A 19,740-nucleotide genomic window follows, 5' to 3' on the forward strand; every position below is an offset into this window, starting at 1 on the left:
ACCTATAGCCGCTGTTCGCGCGCCTTGTTCGCCCATTCGTCGGCAAGCTCGTTTCCTTTATCGCCTACATGACCACGCACCCAAATTAATTTTGCCTTCGACGCACGATATAAGGGACAAACCTCTTTTACGATATCGAGGTTCTTAATCTCGCCGCCCTTCTTTTTCCACCCATTAGCTTCCCAGCCAAGCGACCATTTTGTAATGACATTAATCCAAAATTCGCTATCGGTATAAATTTCACAATCCGCACCATTCGCGTCTTTCAGCGCCGCAATAAGCGCTTTTCCTTCCATGCGAATATTTGTCGAATCCATCTCGTGACCAAAAACGGTCGGTTCCATATCTTTAATAACGGCAAATCCGCCAGGACCGGGGTTGGGGCTGCAGCTCCCATCTGTGTAGTAGGTTATCATTATTTCAGTATAGCGTACTCGCCCAGCTACCTATCCGAATCGACACCTAGTTCGCAAAGCGTTTCTATCATCTCTTCTCGCGTCAGCTTGTCCGTTTCGAGATTGCTCTGCTTTGCGATAATATGACCTTGAATAAGATGCTTCATCCGGATCGCGTCGTTTCGCCAGAGGTAGTTGATTTGAAAATGGTCAACCGAGCTCATAACACGGCTAGCGATGGTGAGTGATCCAAACAGCGGGCCAATACTGCACGATACGTTCAGAACATCTTCTACCCTAAAGCTAATCACATTCGATGTCCAAAAAAAGTCGCGTTTTATAATACTTATCTTCGTGCGGTCCACCACAATGTCATCTGGAAACAACTTTATCGGAAACACTGTGCGGGCGGCGCCAAGCACCTGGTGGTATCTTTTTATTGTCTTCTTCAATTTAGCTGCTGCATCGAGTTCTTTTTGCTTTTTTGTAGTATGCGGAAACCCATTTAAGAATCTCTCGGCCGAGGTAAATTGTATGTCTCTATTTAAAATATCTTTTACTTCGTGAAACGCTTTTGTTGCCACAACACCCATTTTTTTGCTCTGTTCCAGCAGCAAGTCGTAGGTGGACGGTTTTCCAGAAGACGGCTCGTTGGATAGATTGCTCATTTCATCAATCAACTCGTCATCTTTCATGGTGTACACGTCCTCCATTTAGATATTACTAGTATATAGCACGCCTGTCATCGCGTGCAATATACGCATAGAATGTACATTTTAAAAAATATCTTACGACTATTGTAAATATGACATTTCGACGCTGCTATTGCCTTAATAGGGCGCCGCGATCTACAATAAAGGTAATGCGTCATAAAGAAATCAACTCTCTTGCCGAAAACTATGCGGCACAATATAACCCCGAAAAGCTAACGCCGTTTCCCTACGAAAACGTCACAAAAGACCGGGGTGATCTTGATGTTGTCTATGTCGACCTCGACGATGATTCGGCGTCGGGCGTCATACTCTACGAAGAAAAGGACAACCGCTACAGTATTCTTATCAACTCAACAAAAAGCGTTAATAGGCAGCACTTTACCCTCGGCCACGAACTAGGCCACTATTTTCTCCACCAAGATATCCTTAAAACAAAAAAAGGCTTAGTAGACGGCGAGAAGACGCTCGACAATAGCAATATCCTCTACCGCCTCGACGATGCCGCCATGCAGACACAAATCGAAACCGAGGCAAACCACTTTGCCGCAGCGCTTATTATGCCCTCGCACCTTGTAGAGGAAGCATGGGACGTCCTTCATGATATCGAGGAGTGCGCAAGGTTGTTCAAGGTTTCAACGATCGCCATGAGTATTCGCCTTACCGAATTGGAGCTTGTCAGCTAATGAGCGCCGTTCAAAAAAACAACCCCGATGAAGCCTATTCGCAAAAGCTTCAAAAGTTTTACGATATCCTTGAAACGCCTCCTGCAACCAGTGGTCGTTATGTTGTCGCTGGAAGCACAAAAGCCCCAAAACGTTCAAATATTTCAGATGAATTGGCTCGCGAAAAAAAATTAAAAAACGATGACACCGAACAAGATATACGGCTCAAAAAACTGACTCTCGATCGCCTTTTTGTTTTCCTTGCGGGCGAAACCATAATAATTTTTGGATTTGCCTTTTGTCAGGCAACTCACCTTTTTAATTTCGCCCTAGAAGAGTGGAGCTTCAACCTTCTTACTTCTGTAACAATCGCCCAGATAACCGCTATGCTATTTGTCGCCGTTAACTATCTATTCCCCAAAAAGACGAAATAGCGTAAATGATGAATCACTCAGCTAAAGCGATTCGCCACTATTGTCCGTGAAGACTGAGCTGCGTCTTTATTAAACCGTCAACATCACTCCGCCAGTAAAAACCAAATTCCGTGCAGCGCGCGCTCGCACCTGTTCCGGTACACGATCCGTCATTATGATACCCATATTCCCCTACAGTTGGGGTTTTATTGTTTACCAGCGTAATAGCAGTCACCCCCGGAGGAATCATGAGACCATCTTTCATGCTCGGCAAATTAGCGGTGCGCCACGAACTCAGCGCCACGCCAATCGTACCGTTGTTAAACGGCGGATAAAAGCCATTGTCGATATAATATGCCTCTACAACCTGCGCAAATTGCCGCGCATCAGATGTCCGCTCACTGTCTTTAGCCTGGGCCTGAATGCCGTTATAGGCAACGATCGTAATCGCCGCTAAAATCGCAATAACAACAATCACAATCAACAGTTCAACAATTGTGAACCCTTGCTGCCGTTTATTGCTCATAATTCCGTAATCCACCCCTTACGCTATTGATGATGTTTTGATCTACTATAAAGTATCGATAGCAACGCGAGTTTGGTTTGTCGTGTCGCGCTCACGAATCGTCACCGAGTTATCCTCAAGACTGTCAAAGTCAACCACGACGCAGTATGGCGTGCCGATTTCGTCTTGGCGGCGGTAGCGCTTACCGATATTTCCGTTGTCATCCCACATGACATTTCCGTGCTTCTTTTTAAGAATTTGGTACACTTCACGGGCTTTTTCTACCAGCTCTGGCTTATTTTTCAGTAGTGGTGACACGGCGTATTTTACCGGTGCTAAATGCTCTGGAAACTTAAGAAACACGCGCTTCTCGCCGTTTACTTCGTCTTCGGTATATGCACTGGAAAGCACCGCCATAAGCGCACGTTCAACACCAAAACTCGGCTCAATCACATGCGGAACAAAACGCTCGTTCGTCCCCTTTACACCGTATTCCATGCTCTTACCAGAGACGCGCTGAATATTATCAAGGTCGAAACTAGTGCGATACGCAAGGCCAAGCAGCTCTTCTTTACCGATAGGAAAATCAAACTCGATATCAATCGTACGTTTACTATAGTGCGCACGGTCTTCTTCAGGAACCTCTAGTTCGTGAATGTTCTCGCGCGGCAAACCAAGCGCATCAAGAAATTCGTAAATGTCTTTTAGTAGCGCATCAAAACTCTCGGCCCACTTTTCAGGGTGAACAAAATATTCAATTTCCATTTGTTCAAACTCGCGTGAACGAAAAATAAAGTCTCGTGGGCTAATCTCGTTACGAAACGCCTTTCCCTGCTGCGCAATACCAAATGGTAAGTCAGGATAAAAGTTGTCGACAACGTTTTTGTAGTTGGTAAAAATACCTTGGGCCGTTTCAGGGCGGAGGTAGCTTACCGATGAATCATCGGCTACAGGCCCTACGTGGGTTTCGAACATCATGTTAAAGGTGCGTGATTCACTGAGTGGGTTGCCATCTGGACTCTTGATTCCGTTTTCACGAACCGCTTCATCCATCTGTGCCATACTCATACCCGTTGGGTCGATTCCCTTGTCTTTTAGGATATGATCCGTGCGATAGCGGCGTTTGTTAACCGTATCCTCACAAAGAGGATCAACAAACGTATCCACATGCCCACTAGCCTGCCATACCTTTTGGTTCATAAGAATAGCAGCATCAACACCATACATATCGTCGCGAGAATCAACAAACATTTTCCACCAAAGCTGCATAATATTGCGCTTAAGACTGACGCCCAGTGGACCGTAGTCCCAGGTTCCGCTTAGTCCGCCGTAAACTTCCGAGCCTTGATAAATAAAGCCTCGGCGCTTCGCCAAAGATACGATTGCTTCCATTTTCTCGTTTTTCTGTCCTGCCATAATGTTCTGATTATAACAGAGAGGAAAGGCATTTGATACAACAGGACTTCGAATGCCGTAAGATATCAGGCTTCCGCGTATCTATACCGCCGCATGCTGCCGCGCAACCAACCAGCAGTCGGACAGTACACCCTCAAGACCACCCACTTGAGCCAGCGTCTTTAGCGGTTTCGCGCTGACAAGTCGTAAAAATTTAATATGATCCGCAGTCAGCTCGCCGTTTACCGCAGCTCGAAGGCCCTTTTCGGCAACGTCGTAATTATAACGGGCATCGGCAGACAGTCGCTCGCCGTTCACATCGTGAGCCAGGCTCAGCTCGTGTCCTAGCATTGCCGCATATCGCAGATAAAACCATGTTTCAGTCAGCTGGCGCGAACAAGTTTTGCTATCGAGTGCCATAAGCACCTCGGCCAAAATATCATACCATTCGGGCTCATCCATCATCTCGCTCGCCTTGGTGACCTGCTTTACCGCTTCGTACGCAAATTGCATTCTGTCGTAATCCTCAAGAATGTGGCGATAAAATTGCACGAGCCGCGCCGACGTAAGTATACCCAGCTCTCCTTTTCCCTTAGTAATAACAATATCGCACACCGCAAACAGTTCTATGCCGCCAGCAAGGCGGCTTTTTTCGCGCCGTACACCGCGCGCAATAACACTTCGTTTTCCTTCTGGGGTGAGAACTTGCAAGATTCTATCCGCTTCGCCATAATTTGTGCGACGCAGCACAATAGCGCGCGTCCGATTAGCTGTCACGGAAGTACCTTTCGGATAGCTACCACTAGATCATTTGGTTTCATAGTTGCCTTATCAAGTACGATCTTCACGCCATATACCGCTAGGTCTTCCTGCGCCAATTGATCCGCGCTATTACTGCAAATCACCACGGGTATCGCCATCAAATCGGCATGCGAACGAAGCTCATGAAGCAGTGTAAAAGCATTTGGGCCTACCAAAAGGACATCCAGAACAATAGCGTCTGGAGTTGTCGTATCTATAGCGTCGATAGCGGCAAGTGCATGCGGGACACTTTCGGCGCGCATACCAACGCCAGTCAGTGTTCGCACATGCTGCTCTGCCAGCCAATCATCATCTTCAACAATAAGAACGAAGGGCGTTTTTGTCATAGCAAGCTCAGCTGCGTCGAGGCAGATACATCAACATAAAACGTTGCGCCGTCGCGGTGGCGAGTAGCACCAATTTTCGCCTGCATAGCACCAGCAAATTGCCCGGCAACATACAACCCAAGGCCACTACTTTGCGGCCGCGTGTGAAGTACTTGTACCCCAGTACCAATTTGCGCCTGAAGCCGCTGCCACATATCTGGCGGCACAGCTGGACCATAATCTCGCACGCCAAGGCGTATTTTCGTTCCACCCTCGCACGAGCCCGCACGAAGCTCCACAGGCGCGCTGTCCGACGCATAATGCAAGGCGTTATCGCCAAAGTTCAGCATAATCCTCCGAAGCAAGTCGCGATTCGCAACAGCAAGAATCGGCTTATAGCGCGACGCAACACGAATCTCACGCCCTTTTGCCTTGTAGAGCGGCGCTAGTTCGTGCGCAACTTCTTCACAAATTTGAATAGGATTGAGCGGTTCGAGCTGAAATAGTCCTTCCTCAAGGCGAGCCGTCCGCGAGAGATCGGTTGTGAGCCGCAGCGCTCGTTCGCTCACAAGAACTATTTGCCGCATCATACGCTCACGCTCTGCCGGCGGTACATTATCCGCCTCAAGCGCCAGCGATAACTGACGCACAAGCGCAAGTGGCGCCTTTAGCTCATGCGCCGCCGTAACGGCAAAAGACAGTTCCCCAAAAAGAACTGCCTCTTGCTGCCTTGACGACTGTCCCATACTCCCCTTCATACTACATCTAGTGTATCACGAGGCGAAGTTAGCTGTCGCTACTAAGAATTGAATTTAATCGTTTTTATAATATTTTCAAAGTCGGGCTTAAACGTATCGGCATCGGTGCGAAGTGTGACGGTTTTATCGCGGATTTTATAAATCACCGCCGAGCCTCGAATATTCTTTGTAAAGTTTCCGTCGAACCTGGTTCCGTTATTACCATTCGCGCTTGTTGCGCTGCTACGAAGATCGCCCTTTTTCACGAGTGACTCGTATGATTTCACAACCTGGTCGTAATCCTTTTCCTCAATAATAACGCGCAAGCTGTATTGCTGCGTCGCGCTAACCGGAGGAACGGTAACTGGGTTGAGGTAAGCCTCGTAGCGGCCACCACTTGCACCGTCACGCGCAACGTAAACGCTCCATGTTTTTGGATAGTTAAATGTTAAACGGCCGTAGTCGTCGGGTCCAACAAACTGGCGGTTCGGTTCTTTTTCGCGCTCGGCAAATTTTAATTCATCGGCGTCAGATTGCTCTTTTTTGCCTTCGAGTACAGCAAGATCTATTTTGCCATCGACGTTAGTTTTTTGCTCGTTGTAATTGAGGTACGCCCAAATTGCCGCGGAGCCGGTCGCCAGTGAAAGAACGATCAATCCGATGATTGCAATGAGCGATCCACTCACCGCGCCCTGTTCGTGTTTGCGAGATTGTAATATATTCATATGGTTATTATACTTACGCTTTCCCCACCTGTAAAGGAGTGAATTCATAGAGACTATGAGCGCCAAGCATTCGCAATGGGTTGCGCCCTGGCATTTGGCTTCCATAGGTAATAACAGTCAGTTTTTTATCAAGTCTCGTCGCCTCTTCGGCAATTTTATCTCCTAATTTTCCAATGTCGCGTGATACGGCAAATAAATAAATGACAGTCGTCTCTTCGGGCAAGCGAATATTCCAAAAATTAGCCACGTGCGCTTGAATGTTGGGGTTGCGACGTGAGATGAAGCGCGTTATCGCTACTAAAATTGGATTTAATTCGTAGCCGATTGCCTTCGCTCCGTGCGACGCAGCCTCTCGTAAAACAACGCCGTCACCCGAACCGATATCAATAACAACATCATCTTTTTTTAAAGGATACAGCTCGCTGAAAGCGGCTTTTAGTTCTTTACGTTTACTTGGAACATACGGTGCTCCCCAAAAAACAACAAATCCAAACGCCAGAACGATGGCCGCAAATATCCAAAACGCTATCTCTGCCATTATTCCGACTCAGTAAACTTAGCTTTTACTATTTCGATATTATTTTTAAGCGCCAAAAGATCTTTTTCTATTTCCTGCGCCAGCTTCTCAGCCTCGGTGTATTTATCAAGAGCTTTTTCAAGCTCAAAATCTCCACTATCAAACCATGCCACAAGCTCGTCGAGCTTGGCTGTTTTTTCAGCGATTGTTTGCTTATTTTTTACTGACATTCCGTACCTCCGCTTGTAGTATCATATCGCTTTTTTCAATTTCAATCATCGCGCCTTTTTCAACCTTCCCTCGCACAAGGGCATATCCACGAGCAAGGACTTTCTTAGGGTCGAGTTCGGCTAGTATTCTCATTTTACTATTTAACTGCAATTCGTAATACGAATATCTGTTCGTTATCGCCGTAAGCGAACGCATCATATCTTTTTGCACCTGGTGCATTTTACCCTCAATCGCTTGTTCAGTTCGCGGCAGCAACGAGCCCACCTGCCGTCGCACACTCATAATAAGGCTTTTGCGATCCGGAACAACAAGCTGCGCCGCATTACTTGGCGTCGCCGCGCGAACGTCGGCGGCCATATCCGCAAGACTCACATCTACTTCATGCCCCACCCCTACTAGCGTTGGGATACGGCTCGTTGCAATCTCACGAACCAGCAACTCATCATTAAAAGCGCTCAGATCATCGGCGCTTCCACCGCCTCTTATGATAACAATCACTTCTGGCAATTTCTCGCGCGAATTAAAATACTGCAATGCGCGAATTATCTGATCAGGTGCATCGGCACCCTGCACTTGTACATGCGCAACATCCACCTGCATTCCACCCCAACGATCATTTAAAATCTTAATAAAATCCGCATAGCCTGCCGCCTGAGTACTACTTATAACAGCAATATGCGACGGCGCGAGCGGAAGTTGTCTTTTGCGATCCGGCGAAAATATTCCTTCAGCTTCTAATTTTGCACGCAGCAGTTCGAAACTTTTCTTCAAACTCCCCTCACCACTAGGACGAATCGAGCGGATCGTCAGGCTAAACTTACCCCACGGTGTTAGCTTGGGTGTCGCCGTGATAATCACCTTCATACCATCTTCGATCGCAAGCCTAAGTTGCCACACCGACATAAAACAGCCGACACTCCCGCCGGCATCCTTAATATCAAAAAAAACGTACTTGCCTTGATTTACTTTAAAACTCGCCACCTCGCCCTCAACCTCGACGGCCGGGTAGGCATATTCGAGGGTTTGGTTGGTCAGCGCAATAAAGTCGCTAACGCTGAATCGGGGGTTGATGCTTTTTTCCATATTTCACAAGTGCCATCTGATAAAAAACATATCCTAATATAATTGTTCCAAGCAGCAAAATAACTCGCGTCAGAACGATTCCCGCAATCGCAACACCCTGGCCAAGCCCTGCAACCGCCAAAAACGCTACCATAATTGCCTCGTACGCACCCGCCCCTCCCGGCGTTACGACAAAAAATCCAGCTAGCGCCGCTACGCCGTACGCAATAAGCACAGGTGCCGGGTTTACTGGAACGCCAAGCGCCCAAAACGTAATCAAAAATAGCGAAACATCGGCGAGAGTAAACAGTACACCCCACATAAACGGCTTAAGCAAAATTCGTTTGTCGGCCTTAAGCGCTAAATAGTCTTTATGCATCTCATCAAAAAAGTCATAGACGCGCTTTCTGTGAAGTACCGATTTTTTGCGGCCAAATGTCACCTTACGTACAAACTTATTAACTCTCGCCACCATCCAGTCGCTAAAACCCGTCACGCGTTTGTGACTACTAATAAGGTAGATTCCACCCAAAATCGCACCAAGCATAATACTCACCAGCCCCGAACTCATCAGTATCATCCAACGGTTAATATTGCCATCAATCGTGATCATAACCACAGAAAGAGCAATAAGAACGATCAGCGCTGCAAACACCACTGCAAAACGGACCACCTGAGACATGGTCGCACGACCAGGTGTGACACCAAATTTCCCAAGCCGCCACGTCATATACGAAATGCCGCTCACCCCGCCACTTGGCAAAATATGGTTAACGAAGTTCATCTCTAGCGACATGCGCGCAAGCGTAGCCGGCGCAATATGCCCAATCGAGTCTTTTGCGCGAAGATATGAAAAGATCACCTCTCCCCCGGCGTAGTACACAAGAATTTGCCCCGGAATCAGAAGAAGCAGTATCCATATGTTCACTTGACCCAACAATTCCCATGCTTGCATAAGCTCGTGTCGCGAGAAATAAATAATAACGACAATAAAGATCAACGTGATCGCACTTAACCAGGCTCTAAAAGACATGGTTCTAGTATATACTATAAACACTATGTATATTGTGATTTTAGGGCGCCAGCCCGCAATCGGTATGGCCGAGCTTGAACATCTTTACAGCGCAAACGCGACGCGCTGGTTTTCAGACCAATCCGCACTTGTTGATACCGACACCTTTTCAATCGATCACCTAGGCGGCGCACAAAAAGCCGGCCGCGTTATTTTTGAACTTCCTCACGGCGATTGGCACCGCACCAGCATGAAAATCGTTCAAACCTACGTACGTGAATGGGCTCAGTTCGAGGGCAAAATCACGCTAGGTATTAGCGCATATGGGTTCGACGAGCCCGCGCGAGAAATCCAAAAAACCGGCATTATCCTTAAACAAAAACTTAAAAAAATAGATGTCAGCCTTCGTCTTATTCCAAATACCGAAGCCGCACTAAACACAGCGACATCTCACCACAACAAACTCGGCTTATCAGAAAACAAAGTTGAGCTTATAGCTGTACGTGCAAGAAACGGGCGTGTTATTGTTGCCGAAAGTATCGGCGCGCAAAATATCACCGCCTTCGCTCACCGCGATCAAGGCCGTCCAAAGCGCGACGCATTTGTAGGCATGCTCCCTCCAAAACTTGCCGATATTATGATTAATCTTGCCGTAACGCCAGGCAAAACAACGCCGCGAGTGCTCGACCCTTTCTGCGGCACTGGCGTCGTCCTTCAAGAGGCAGCACTTATGGGCTATGCGGTCTACGGCACCGACCTAGCCGATAAGATGATCGACTTCTCTACTACTAACCTTCAATGGCTTGCCGATACGCACCATGTAAAAATCGATGCCACGCTTCACCAGGGCGACGCAATGGATACAAAATGGAAACCACCTATCGATGCAGTCGTTGGTGAAACATACCTAGGACAGCCGTTTAGCGCCCCTCCTTCGCCCTCAAAACTTGCCGAAGTTCGCAAGAACTGTAATTACATTATCGGCACCTTTCTTAAGAATATTAGCTCACAAATCGAACCAGGCACCCCTGTTTGTATCGCTGTTCCAGCGTGGCGTGACACAAACGGTCAATTTAGCCGCCTTCCGCTCGCCGATGAGCTTTCCCACTACGGTTTTAGCGAATACGAATTCAAAAACATCAGTAAAAACGACCTTCTTTATTACCGAGAAGACCAAGTTGTCGCACGAGAGCTTCTTGTACTCGTAAAGTCTTGACGAATCACCCCTATTCACGTACAATAGAACAGATTGATTTAGAAACTGTAAGGAGTTAATTCCATGTCACACGTTAAAGCAGGTGGTTCAAGTAAGAACATCCACAACAACGCCGGTCAACGCCTTGGCGTTAAGCGTTTTGGCGGCCAAAAAGTAAACACAGGAGAAATCCTTGTTCGCCAAACTGGTAGCACTAAAATTGCTGGTCCTGGTACCTTTGTCAGCAAAAACTTTACTATTCACGCTGCTATAGACGGTGTCGTAAGCTTTGGTAAGGTTAAAAAAGGCCACTTTACTGGTAAGAGCGTTCCTCGTACTCAGGTAAGCGTTCAGCCTGTCGACGACAAGCAACTCGTAAAAAAATAGTGATATCACTACACAAAATAGCCCCTCTCTAGGGGTTATTTTGTTGCTCAAGTATTTCACGAAACAAAAAAATACTCCGCATTGCGGAGTATTTTGAGGTAGTACAATCTCTAGTTCTGATCGTGCTTTGGTGTCATGCCCAAATGAAACTTTACGCGCTCAACAACATCACCAATAACCACCTGTGATTTTACAAGGTAATCATCAACACCAAGCGATTCGGCACGCTCTTTATCCTTTGGCTGGCTAAGCGCCGTTAACATAATAACGCGAATATTGGTGGTATCTGGGGTATTACGCAAGATATCAAGAACATCAAAACCGCTGATCTTCGGCATCATAGCATCAAGCAAAATAAGATCTGGCTTAAATGCAATCGCGGCCGAAAGCGCGTCTTCACCGTTGTTTACTTCACGGATTTCAAATCCTTCAAGTTCGAGCCTAGATTTGTAAACGGCTGCAAGTGCAGTATCATCTTCGACGAGTAGTATTTTTTTCTTAGCATCCATAGCTGTCCTTATAGTACCTAAAGTTTACAAAAAGCACAAGCGCGCACCACTTATCCGGCAAGTTTGCCCAGTGCAGCATCCAGCTGCGGATCACGGCCCGCATTAACATCATCGGCCGTCAGCTCAACAACAGTGTTCGGCGCGATACCTTCTTTCATAATATTTTTGCCATTTGGCGTATACCAGCGAGCAATTGTCACTTTTAGTTTTGTGCCAGCACCAAGATCGAGGATTTTTTGCACACTTCCCTTACCGAAGGTTTTTTCGCCCACTAGCGTCGCCGCACCATGGTCTTGCAAAGCACCCGCAACAATCTCGCTTGCACTTGCACTTGCGCCATTAACAAGAACGATTGTTTTCAGACCGCTCAGCACCGGATCGTTACCAGACTTTAGCTCGTCTACCACTCTTCCATTCGTTCGTTCGGTCACAATAAGTTTGTCATTAAGCCATAATCCAGCAACGTCTTGCGCGGCCGTTACATAGCCGCCGCCATTACCACGAAGATCCAGAACAATCGCCTTCACACCCTTATCCTTAAGACTTAGCGCCGCCTCACGTGCCAAATGCGATGTGTCACCATCGAAACGGCTTATTGTCAGTATGCCGATATCATTCTTGATACTACTTGAAACACTAGGGTTATTCACCGTCGCTCGGGTAATCGTGTACTCCTGAGTTGCCGTGCCCCGCCCCACTGTCACCTTTACCGTCGTGCCGGCCTCGCCGCGAATAGCCGCAACTACCTTTTCAACAGTCCAGTCCGACGTCGCCTCATCGTTGACGCCGATAATACGATCACCTGCCTTTAGGCCTGCATTTGCAGCCGGGTTGTTGTCAAGCACGCGAATGATTGTTGGCTGGTCGTCGCGCACACCTATCTCGGCACCTATACCACCACCAATCGAGCCGCTAAGGTCTTTATCGAACTCCTCCGCCTCTTTGGCGTCCATATATACCGTGTACTGATCACCAGCGGCCGCCACCATACCCCTGTTAGCTCCATCGATAAGCTTTTGCGTATCGAGAGTGCCGTCAAAATTAACAGACAATTCTTGGTATGTTTTTTGAACCGTTTTAAGATCGAGTGTTCCCGTTTCTACCTTAAAGCCAAAAACAGGGGCTATAACAGCTAGCACTTCGTTGCTCCTTGTACCCGCAACAAACCCAATAACAACCGTCACCGCGATCGTAAGAAAATAAATATTTTTTGATATGCCCGCTCGCACCACTGGGCGTTCGGCCATAGACTGCTGTTCGTCTGCCACTAAAGAAATCCCCTTATTCAATCAAAAATTCAACTTATATAAGTATAGCGCACTCGTACTAGAGTGCGCTATATCCATAAGCTATATTCACTGTTAAAAGTAGATGTACGTATCGTACGTTGCGCTTGAAACACGCATTTTACTATAGTGCCCCCAGCCAGAACCGCCTGCGTTGTAGTAGTTATACTGACTCACATCTACCGTGCCATCGCCGTTTACCGCTTCGATCCAGACGACATGTCCGTATTGGCCGGCAGATATAACACCCACTGAACCAACTTTTGGCGTGCTACCTATCTTAAATCCAGCAGCTGTCGCACTTCCAGGCCACATATTTGCATTACCCCAGTAACGGGGCTCGTAGCCGGTTTTCTGAATAACCTTCCAGGCGGTATAGCTCACACACTGACGGCAGCCATAACCTAGCGGATCGCCACCGTTACCATCCGCTCCACCATGTGAAACAGCATTCTCATCGACATAGCATCCACTTTCCCATGGATAGCCACCCTTGTTCGGGTCGCCTGGCAATATATTAACCGACCCACCACCATTGGCCGCACGGATCGCCGCTTCGATTGCTGCCTGCTGCTGCTTTTGAATTTCTAGTTTTTTAGCATTCGTCTCGGCTGATAGTGCCTTATACGAGCTTTCCTGGCCACGCGTTGCGGCCAACAAGCCCTGTTGTTCGGATTCTTTTGCTGCAAGTGCATTACGCGCATTGCGCTGGTCACCAAGTACCCGTGCAACATCGGCTTTTTGCTTTTCAAGCGAGACTTTAAGTGCTTTGATTTTTACGATCGATTGCGACAACTGATCGCGAATCGCCGATCGATACTCTTGCTTATCGACATAATCGCCAATATTTTGGCTGCTGGCAAGCATTTCGAGCGGTGTAATTTTGTCATCGATATAAAGGCTAGCGATTGTCGTGCCAAGAACCGACTTACTATTTGCTATCTCCGCTTCAGTATCGACAATTTGCTTTTTCAACTTATTAAACTTCGCCTGGCTGAGTTCGATTTGGCCCTGTATTTGGGCTTTTTGGTTGCTTAAACGGTTTATTTGCACCTGCAAAGAATCGGCCTTGCCTTTAAGTTTCGCCGCCTCGGCTTCGTAAGCGTCAATCTCGCGCTGCAGCGCTTGAATCTGATCGTCGTATTTGTCCGCCAAGACTCGCGGCTGAACGCTAAGAGGTGCTGCCACCATCATCAAAACGGCCGCCGCCACAAGAATTGACTTTGTGACTAACCCTTTTGAAACTGGTGTGGTGGACCGCTGTTTCATGTACGTTTATAGTAGCACAAGCACGTTAAAAAGTCAATGAAGCTTATGCTTAGATTTTAAGATATCGACGCGTCGCAAGAAGCGATGAAATGATGCCAATTGTCGCACCCAGACCAATCATTCCAAGCAGCACAAACCCAAGGTATGTCGTCATGAAATTGATCGTGCCTTGAAGCACAACACCGTAACTAAGCAACTGATCGCTCGATGCATATAGCAAACTAACCCCAATAACCGTCGCAACAACCGCAGCAATAATGCCATAAACCACCGCCTCGACAACAAATGGGCCACGGATAAAGTTTCGGTCGGCACCAATAAGCTTCATCATCTGGATTTCGTCTTTTCGGTTAAAGATTGCCATGCGAATAGTATTGAACACGATAAGCGAAGAAATGGCGATGAAGATAACGCTCGCTACCAACCCGGCTGTTTCGGCAAAACCTACCCAACGGCCAATGTTTTCGATTGCCGAGCGGCGCTGACCGGCAAACGATGGCTCGCGGTTAGGATCGATTTGTGTCTTTAGCGTTGGATCGGTCGCTACGAAATTGCGCAACTCATCGGTTTTGTTTATATCGACGGGACTAATACGGAATGTTCCAGGAAACTCGTTCGTTGATTCGTTTAAGGCATTCAACATATCAGCCTCACCCTTGTTTTCTTGGGCAAATGCCGCTCGTGCCTGATCTGGTGAAACATACGTAACACCACGAACCGACGATGTTAAACCTTCAAGCCCCGACTGGATTTTTTGCACGTCTTCAGGCGTAATGTCATTTTTAACATAGATAGACATATCTACTTTTTCGCGAATCTCGCTGACCGTATCAACAAGCACATTACGTGCAGATAGGGTTACAAACACGACAACAAGGGTGATTGTCATAACGGCCGTAGCGGCAATTGTTAGCCACGCATTACGGCTAAAGTTATTGACACCATAGCGACACATGCGCATAAAGGTAATCCACTGGCGACGGTGGCGTTTTTGGCTTGCAAATGCCTTAGAGTCTAGTTTGCGTTTGCTCATTGCCTGTAACTCCCCTGCGCTTGGTCGCTCGTAATTTTACCATGCTCTAGCGTCACGACGCGGCGCTTCAGTTTATTAACGATCTCGACATTGTGAGTTGTTAAAAGTACTGTCGTGCCATATTTGTTAATTTTTTCAAGCAGACGAACAATATCCCAGCTGTGCTTTGGGTCGAGGTTTCCGGTTGGCTCGTCGGCAATAAGAATTTTTGGCTGACGCACCACAGCACGAGCAATTGCAACACGCTGGCGTTCACCACCTGAAAGCTGGTGAGGAAATTGTTTTTCTTTGCCAGTGAGGCCCACAAGTTCAATTACTTTTGGGACAGTGTTTTTAATTTCGCGGTTTGTCATGCCGGCAATCTCTAGTGCAAATGCAACATTTTCAAATACAGTTCGCTGAGGTAAAAGCTTAAAATCCTGAAAAACAACGCCAATCTTGCGGCGCAGCAACGGAATGTGTTTGTCTTTTAGCGTATCGTAGTCTATTCCACCAACAACGATTTTGCCACTTGTTGGCTTTTCTTCGCGAGTTAATAGCCGAAGCAAGGTGGTCTTGCCTGCCCCGCTCGTACCGACCAAGATAACGAATTCCTTTGGCTCAACGTGCAAACTGACACGGTTGATCGCTGGTTTCATATCTTTTCCGTATGATTTTGTTACCCTATCTAAAAGAATCATTACTCCCTATAGTATACCATAAACGCGTTATGTTCTATGCCCGTTTGCCAAAATAAAATATGCCCGCGGCCAGCCATAAAATAGCAATCGCTCCGCACAAGAACGTAAAAAGCGGCAATCCTAGCGCAATAATAAGGGGCATCGAGAGAGCGGTGACAATACCACCACCCATGAATGGTTCGAACAAAAGCTGTTTGTATCCAAAACTTTCCACAGCTCCAGTTTTTCGTTTCGGATCAACCATTTGCGCAAAAAGAAGTCCTGTTGCAGTTGTTCCCATGGACTGCCCGATGCTGATAATCGAATTTGTAAACCAGTGCTTTTTAAACATATAGCGACCGAGTACCAGAAAACAGAACAGCACCCATACGATTCCGGTAGTGGCAAGAAGCGCAAAAATCCAGCCATCGCGTGCAAAAAAATCGAGTGACATTGTGCCAATAGCTGTCGTAATAAGCACGCTTAGTGCAGCTGCGCCGAGCACCTCGATTACTGGCCGCGATACTTGCCAACCCAATTTTGTCCACACATATTGCATAAACATGCCGCCGAACATACAAAAGGTAAATACTGGTGTGTAGCCAAAAATTTTTACGCCGTGCTGCCCCCACGTCGAAAGCTCGAGCTGGAGCAAAAGCCAGTGCAATACCCAACCAGCAAGTACCGAAAGCGCCAGAAGAATCGCATGAGTAACAAAACGCCAAGGGGCAAATTCCTCGCGAAGGCGCACGCCTTTTTTGCGAAGATCGTGAACAATCCGCCGGTAGTAAACTTTAGAATGAAGTGCTTCTATCGGCCCCTGGTGCACCACATAGCCTCGCCGCCTTCCCCATGCGATCAGGATAAATCCCGATAGCAGCGTCGCCACAAGGCTTGTCGTGGCAAGGGCAACAGTTAATTCCTGGCCTTCGGCAAAACCAAGATCGTGAAATACCGGAATCATACCCGCAGCCGTGCCATGACCGCCCTCGAAACTCATTTCGATAAGCGCCGCTGTAAGGGGCGTCGCAGCAAATATGGGAATAAGAACGAAGAGCGTCACCAACCCGCCTACTGCGTAGTACCCCCATGCAATCATTTGTCCAAACGCAGCCTGAGGGCTGGCAATCTGCCACATTTTTTTAAACGATATGAACGGACGAGCCAAAAATAATCCTGCAAAAACAACGTTTATAAGCAGCGCCGGTAGCGGCGACCACGACGAATAGTATTCGGAGGGTACTCCCGCGAGAAGCTGAGGGCTGAGTGCAAGCAGGGCTAGCCCCGCAACCACGCTAGCGGGCAAATACGCCCTACGAATAATCGGCAGCTTAACAAAAACGTAGCCCGCCAAGAGGGCGAGTATGATAATTGCGTAAGCGAGAAATTCTATCGACATTTCTCTTTACTATACCATAAGCACTATCACCTATTCGAGATGTGATTCGAGGTAGGACGTCATGAAACCTTCGAGCTTGCCATCAAGCACGCCCGAAGTATCGCGATCTTCGTACTTTGTGCGCGTATCTTTAACAAGCGTATATGGATGCAGTACATAGTTGCGGATTTGACTTCCCCAATTTGCCGATTCACCCGCCTGCAGTTCCCCGATATTTTTGGTGTGCTGTTCTAGGCTAAGCTGGGCAAGTTTAGAACGGAGAATTTTAAGTGCGGTTTCTTTGTTTTGCAACTGCGAACGTTCGTTTTGAATCGCTACCACAATGCCCGTTGGCAAATGCGTTACTCGCACTGCACTATCCGTAGTGTTAACGCTTTGGCCACCATGACCACCTGCCCTATAGACGTCTATTTTCAGGTCTTTTTCGTTGATCTCAACTTCGTCGGGCGTACTTATCTGCGGAAGAATTTCAACGAGAGCAAAGCTGGTCTGGCGAAGGTTGTCACTATTAAACGGACTTAGCCGAACCAGGCGATGGACTCCATTTTCTGAGCGCAGGCGTCCGTACGCATATGGCCCCGTTATTTCAATCACGCTCGATTTTATACCCGCCTCTTCACCCGCCGAGCGTTCAACGATCGTCGCGTCGAAGCCGGATTTTTCGGCCCATCGAAGATACATACGCTCTAGCATTTCAGTCCAATCTTGGGCATCGGTTCCACCGGCACCCGCACTCAATCGTAAAATAGCGTTGTGGTCGTCGTATTCGCCGTTAAACAGCAGTTCTTTTTTTCGCTCGGCAAACTCTTTTTCTAAAGCCTCTACCTGAACCTCGAACTCCGAAAGAAGCGAATCATCGCCGAGCTGAATAAATTCAATAATATCACTCGCCTGCGCACGGAGCGTTCGCCATGGTTCGACCATTCCTCCAAGAGCGGCGAGCTGCTTGCTTTTTTCGCCTGCATAGCTGGGGTTGTTCCAGATTTCCGGCGCTGCAAGCTCTTTTTCGAGAGCTGTCATTTGCTCGGCCTTGCTATCTATAGCAAGCTGGTCGTATGCAGCGGCAATAGCCTGCTGCAACGCTTCCAGCCGCTTAAGCAAAGCCTGCATATTATCGCCCCTCGAAAAGCGTCGCCAGTTTGTCGTTCAAGGCAACGATTTCTTCTTTTTCGCCACTGCTCACGCCAGCAAGCACCCACGCATTGCTGTCGATAAATTCGCGGGCGGTATCGATCATACGGTCACGCGTTGTCTTTTTAATAGAATCTGGCACTTTGTCGTAATCCTTCACGACACCATCGGCAAAGTAACGTCCCGTATAGAAGTTGCTGATTTGTGCAACTGTCTGCGCACCCATCTGGTAACGACCGAGCGCATACGATTTGGCAGCCTCTAATTCTTCTTCGGTAATTTTACCATCGAGCACGCATTTTACTTCGCGAACGATAATATCAAAAAGATCCGATGACGTTTCGAGGTTTACCTGACCCCCAAAATCCCAGCTACTGTCGTGGAATCCTACCGATGTGTCAGAGAAAACACCATACGCCAGGCCTTTTTTGCGAGCCGCACCGTAAATACGCGAATGCATTGTGCCAGTAAGAATTTGGTCGAGACAGTTCATAGCCTCTGCCTCTTCGTCGCTTAATTCTCTTGGCATAGTCATAGAAAGCCCGAATGTTAGGTTAGATGCCTCTTTACGACGAATCAGCGTTGGATTGCCACTCGTAAGGATATCTTTCGGCACCTCAAAGCGCTCGCCTTCCGGAAGTTCCCACTCGGCAAGCTGGCGTTTGATTTCTGCCTTGCGTCCGTTTAATTTGCCCGCAATAACGAAGCACATGTTTTTTGCAGTGTGCGTTCGCTTATGGTGTTCGCGGATATCGGCGAGCGTTACATGAGGAATAGTTTGCAGGCGCTGCCAGAACGTATAGACATCCTCACCAAGAAGCTGCTGTACTTTTGGCCAAAGGACTCGGTTGTGATTGTTTAGGTATCCTGTCAGCTCGCTTTTTACATTGCCCTTTTCAGCCTCTAGCTCTTGAGCGTTGAATTTTGGCTGGCAAATCGCAACACGCTGCAAAGTAAAAATGCGATCCCATTCAAAGTCTGCGCAGTCAGCCACATACACCATAGAAAGATCACTCGTGTAAGCGTTGTGATACGCGCCGTTCTTTGTAAACTCGGCCTCGTATTCGTGCTCGCTTTTAAACTTGGCGTTAGCACCGAATGCCATGTGTTCCATGATATGCGCTGTTTCGTAAATATCCTTACTACGAACATAACGGTTTCCAGCCCTAAACTGGAATTGGAAGCTCATTACCGTTGCCCCAGGAATATCGATCAGCAGCCCACGGGCGCCATTTGGCAATTTAACTTCTTCAATTGTGTGTTTCAAAATTTTCTCCTACTCGCGAAATAACTGCCTACCATTGTGCCACTTTTTTCGTTTGATTTCCACCTCTTAGACGCATTTCATGAGATAATTGACGCAATATGATATTTATTG

24 protein-coding genes are annotated in these 19,740 nt (G+C 47.5%); 4 read left to right on the plus strand and 20 right to left on the minus strand.

Annotated features, from left to right (window positions below; translation table 11 throughout):
• Positions 1–2: 2 nt before the first annotated feature.
• Together HZB75_03850 and HZB75_03855 are read right to left on the minus strand one after the other, a co-directional pair.
• A complete protein-coding gene (locus HZB75_03850) occupies positions 3–416 on the minus strand; it encodes a ribonuclease HI (protein QQG50638.1) in 414 nt (137 codons plus the stop codon).
• Positions 417–442: 26 nt separating this feature from the next.
• On the minus strand, positions 443–1,108 hold the full coding sequence (locus HZB75_03855) for a hypothetical protein (GenBank protein ID QQG50639.1): 666 nt from the start codon (positions 1,106–1,108) through the stop codon (positions 443–445).
• Between the two features lie 149 nt (positions 1,109–1,257).
• Between HZB75_03855 and HZB75_03860 the strand changes: the two genes are divergently transcribed.
• Together HZB75_03860 and HZB75_03865 are read left to right on the plus strand one after the other, a co-directional pair.
• A complete protein-coding gene (locus tag HZB75_03860; GenBank protein QQG50640.1) occupies positions 1,258–1,791 on the plus strand; it encodes an ImmA/IrrE family metallo-endopeptidase in 534 nt (177 codons plus the stop codon).
• Positions 1,791–2,204: a hypothetical protein gene (locus tag HZB75_03865; protein ID QQG50641.1), complete on the plus strand. Its 414-nt coding sequence runs from the start codon at positions 1,791–1,793 to the stop codon at positions 2,202–2,204. Before HZB75_03860 ends, HZB75_03865 begins: the two co-directional genes overlap by 1 nt.
• A gap of 37 nt (positions 2,205–2,241) precedes the next feature.
• Here the strand turns inward: HZB75_03865 and HZB75_03870 are convergent, their stop codons facing one another.
• The 10 genes from HZB75_03870 to HZB75_03915 form a co-directional block, all read right to left on the minus strand.
• Positions 2,242–2,709 carry a type II secretion system protein gene (locus HZB75_03870; protein QQG50642.1) on the minus strand — a complete coding sequence of 156 codons (468 nt, stop codon included), beginning with the start codon at positions 2,707–2,709 and terminating at the stop codon, positions 2,242–2,244.
• A 45-nt stretch (positions 2,710–2,754) separates the two neighbouring features.
• Positions 2,755–4,104 carry a glycine--tRNA ligase gene (locus HZB75_03875; GenBank protein QQG50643.1) on the minus strand — a complete coding sequence of 450 codons (1,350 nt, stop codon included), beginning with the start codon at positions 4,102–4,104 and terminating at the stop codon, positions 2,755–2,757.
• Positions 4,105–4,185: 81 nt separating this feature from the next.
• Positions 4,186–4,860, minus strand: coding sequence for a DNA repair protein RecO (recO, locus tag HZB75_03880; GenBank protein QQG50644.1), 675 nt, complete (start codon positions 4,858–4,860; stop codon positions 4,186–4,188).
• Entirely contained in the window at positions 4,857–5,231 is a 375-nt protein-coding gene (locus HZB75_03885; protein ID QQG50645.1) for a response regulator, read from the minus strand. The genes recO and HZB75_03885 overlap by 4 nt, the downstream gene beginning before the upstream one ends.
• The gene (locus HZB75_03890) at positions 5,228–5,956 is read right to left on the minus strand and encodes a HAMP domain-containing histidine kinase (GenBank protein QQG50646.1); all 729 of its coding nucleotides are present in this window, start codon (positions 5,954–5,956) and stop codon (positions 5,228–5,230) included. Before HZB75_03890 ends, HZB75_03885 begins: the two co-directional genes overlap by 4 nt.
• 53 nt (positions 5,957–6,009) lie before the next feature.
• Complete coding sequence (locus HZB75_03895; protein ID QQG50647.1) at positions 6,010–6,672, minus strand: hypothetical protein; 663 nt, start codon at positions 6,670–6,672, stop codon at positions 6,010–6,012.
• 13 nt (positions 6,673–6,685) lie between these two features.
• Positions 6,686–7,210: a class I SAM-dependent methyltransferase gene (locus HZB75_03900; GenBank protein ID QQG50648.1), complete on the minus strand. Its 525-nt coding sequence runs from the start codon at positions 7,208–7,210 to the stop codon at positions 6,686–6,688.
• Positions 7,210–7,419 (minus strand): exodeoxyribonuclease VII small subunit, encoded by a 210-nt coding sequence (gene xseB, locus HZB75_03905; protein QQG50649.1) that lies wholly within the window; start codon positions 7,417–7,419, stop codon positions 7,210–7,212. Before xseB ends, HZB75_03900 begins: the two co-directional genes overlap by 1 nt.
• Positions 7,403–8,503 (minus strand): exodeoxyribonuclease VII large subunit, encoded by a 1,101-nt coding sequence (xseA, locus tag HZB75_03910; GenBank protein ID QQG50650.1) that lies wholly within the window; start codon positions 8,501–8,503, stop codon positions 7,403–7,405. The genes xseB and xseA overlap by 17 nt, the downstream gene beginning before the upstream one ends.
• The gene (locus HZB75_03915; protein ID QQG50651.1) at positions 8,469–9,515 is read right to left on the minus strand and encodes a flippase-like domain-containing protein; all 1,047 of its coding nucleotides are present in this window, start codon (positions 9,513–9,515) and stop codon (positions 8,469–8,471) included. The genes xseA and HZB75_03915 overlap by 35 nt, the downstream gene beginning before the upstream one ends.
• A 25-nt stretch (positions 9,516–9,540) precedes the next feature.
• Between HZB75_03915 and HZB75_03920 the strand changes: the two genes are divergently transcribed.
• Both HZB75_03920 and HZB75_03925 read left to right on the plus strand, forming a co-directional pair.
• Positions 9,541–10,710 (plus strand): hypothetical protein, encoded by a 1,170-nt coding sequence (locus tag HZB75_03920; protein QQG50652.1) that lies wholly within the window; start codon positions 9,541–9,543, stop codon positions 10,708–10,710.
• 63 nt (positions 10,711–10,773) lie between these two features.
• Complete coding sequence (locus HZB75_03925) at positions 10,774–11,076, plus strand: 50S ribosomal protein L27 (protein ID QQG50653.1); 303 nt, start codon at positions 10,774–10,776, stop codon at positions 11,074–11,076.
• A 110-nt stretch (positions 11,077–11,186) separates the two neighbouring features.
• On the opposite strand, the gene HZB75_03930 is transcribed toward HZB75_03925, so the two are convergent.
• The 8 genes from HZB75_03930 to HZB75_03965 all read right to left on the minus strand — a co-directional run bounded on the left by HZB75_03930 (position 11,187) and on the right by HZB75_03965 (position 19,629).
• On the minus strand, positions 11,187–11,585 hold the full coding sequence (locus HZB75_03930; GenBank protein QQG50654.1) for a response regulator: 399 nt from the start codon (positions 11,583–11,585) through the stop codon (positions 11,187–11,189).
• A 50-nt stretch (positions 11,586–11,635) separates the two neighbouring features.
• Entirely contained in the window at positions 11,636–12,853 is a 1,218-nt protein-coding gene (locus HZB75_03935) for a S41 family peptidase (GenBank protein ID QQG50655.1), read from the minus strand.
• A gap of 93 nt (positions 12,854–12,946) precedes the next feature.
• The gene (locus HZB75_03940) at positions 12,947–14,140 is read right to left on the minus strand and encodes a CHAP domain-containing protein (protein ID QQG50656.1); all 1,194 of its coding nucleotides are present in this window, start codon (positions 14,138–14,140) and stop codon (positions 12,947–12,949) included.
• 49 nt (positions 14,141–14,189) lie between these two features.
• Positions 14,190–15,173, minus strand: coding sequence for an FtsX-like permease family protein (locus HZB75_03945; protein ID QQG50657.1), 984 nt, complete (start codon positions 15,171–15,173; stop codon positions 14,190–14,192).
• Positions 15,170–15,853, minus strand: a complete 684-nt coding sequence (gene ftsE, locus HZB75_03950; GenBank protein ID QQG50658.1) for a cell division ATP-binding protein FtsE — start codon at positions 15,851–15,853, stop codon at positions 15,170–15,172. Before ftsE ends, HZB75_03945 begins: the two co-directional genes overlap by 4 nt.
• A gap of 34 nt (positions 15,854–15,887) precedes the next feature.
• Positions 15,888–17,231: a sodium:glutamate symporter gene (locus HZB75_03955; protein QQG50659.1), complete on the minus strand. Its 1,344-nt coding sequence runs from the start codon at positions 17,229–17,231 to the stop codon at positions 15,888–15,890.
• Positions 17,232–17,261: 30 nt separating this feature from the next.
• Entirely contained in the window at positions 17,262–18,341 is a 1,080-nt protein-coding gene (gene prfB, locus HZB75_03960; GenBank protein ID QQG50660.1) for a peptide chain release factor 2, read from the minus strand.
• A 1-nt stretch (position 18,342) separates the two neighbouring features.
• Positions 18,343–19,629, minus strand: coding sequence for an insulinase family protein (locus HZB75_03965; GenBank protein ID QQG50661.1), 1,287 nt, complete (start codon positions 19,627–19,629; stop codon positions 18,343–18,345).
• Between the last annotated feature and the right edge of the window lie 111 nt (positions 19,630–19,740).

It is taken from the genome of Candidatus Saccharibacteria bacterium, assembly GCA_016432585.1.
Classification (GTDB): domain Bacteria; phylum Patescibacteriota; class Saccharimonadia; order Saccharimonadales; family Saccharimonadaceae.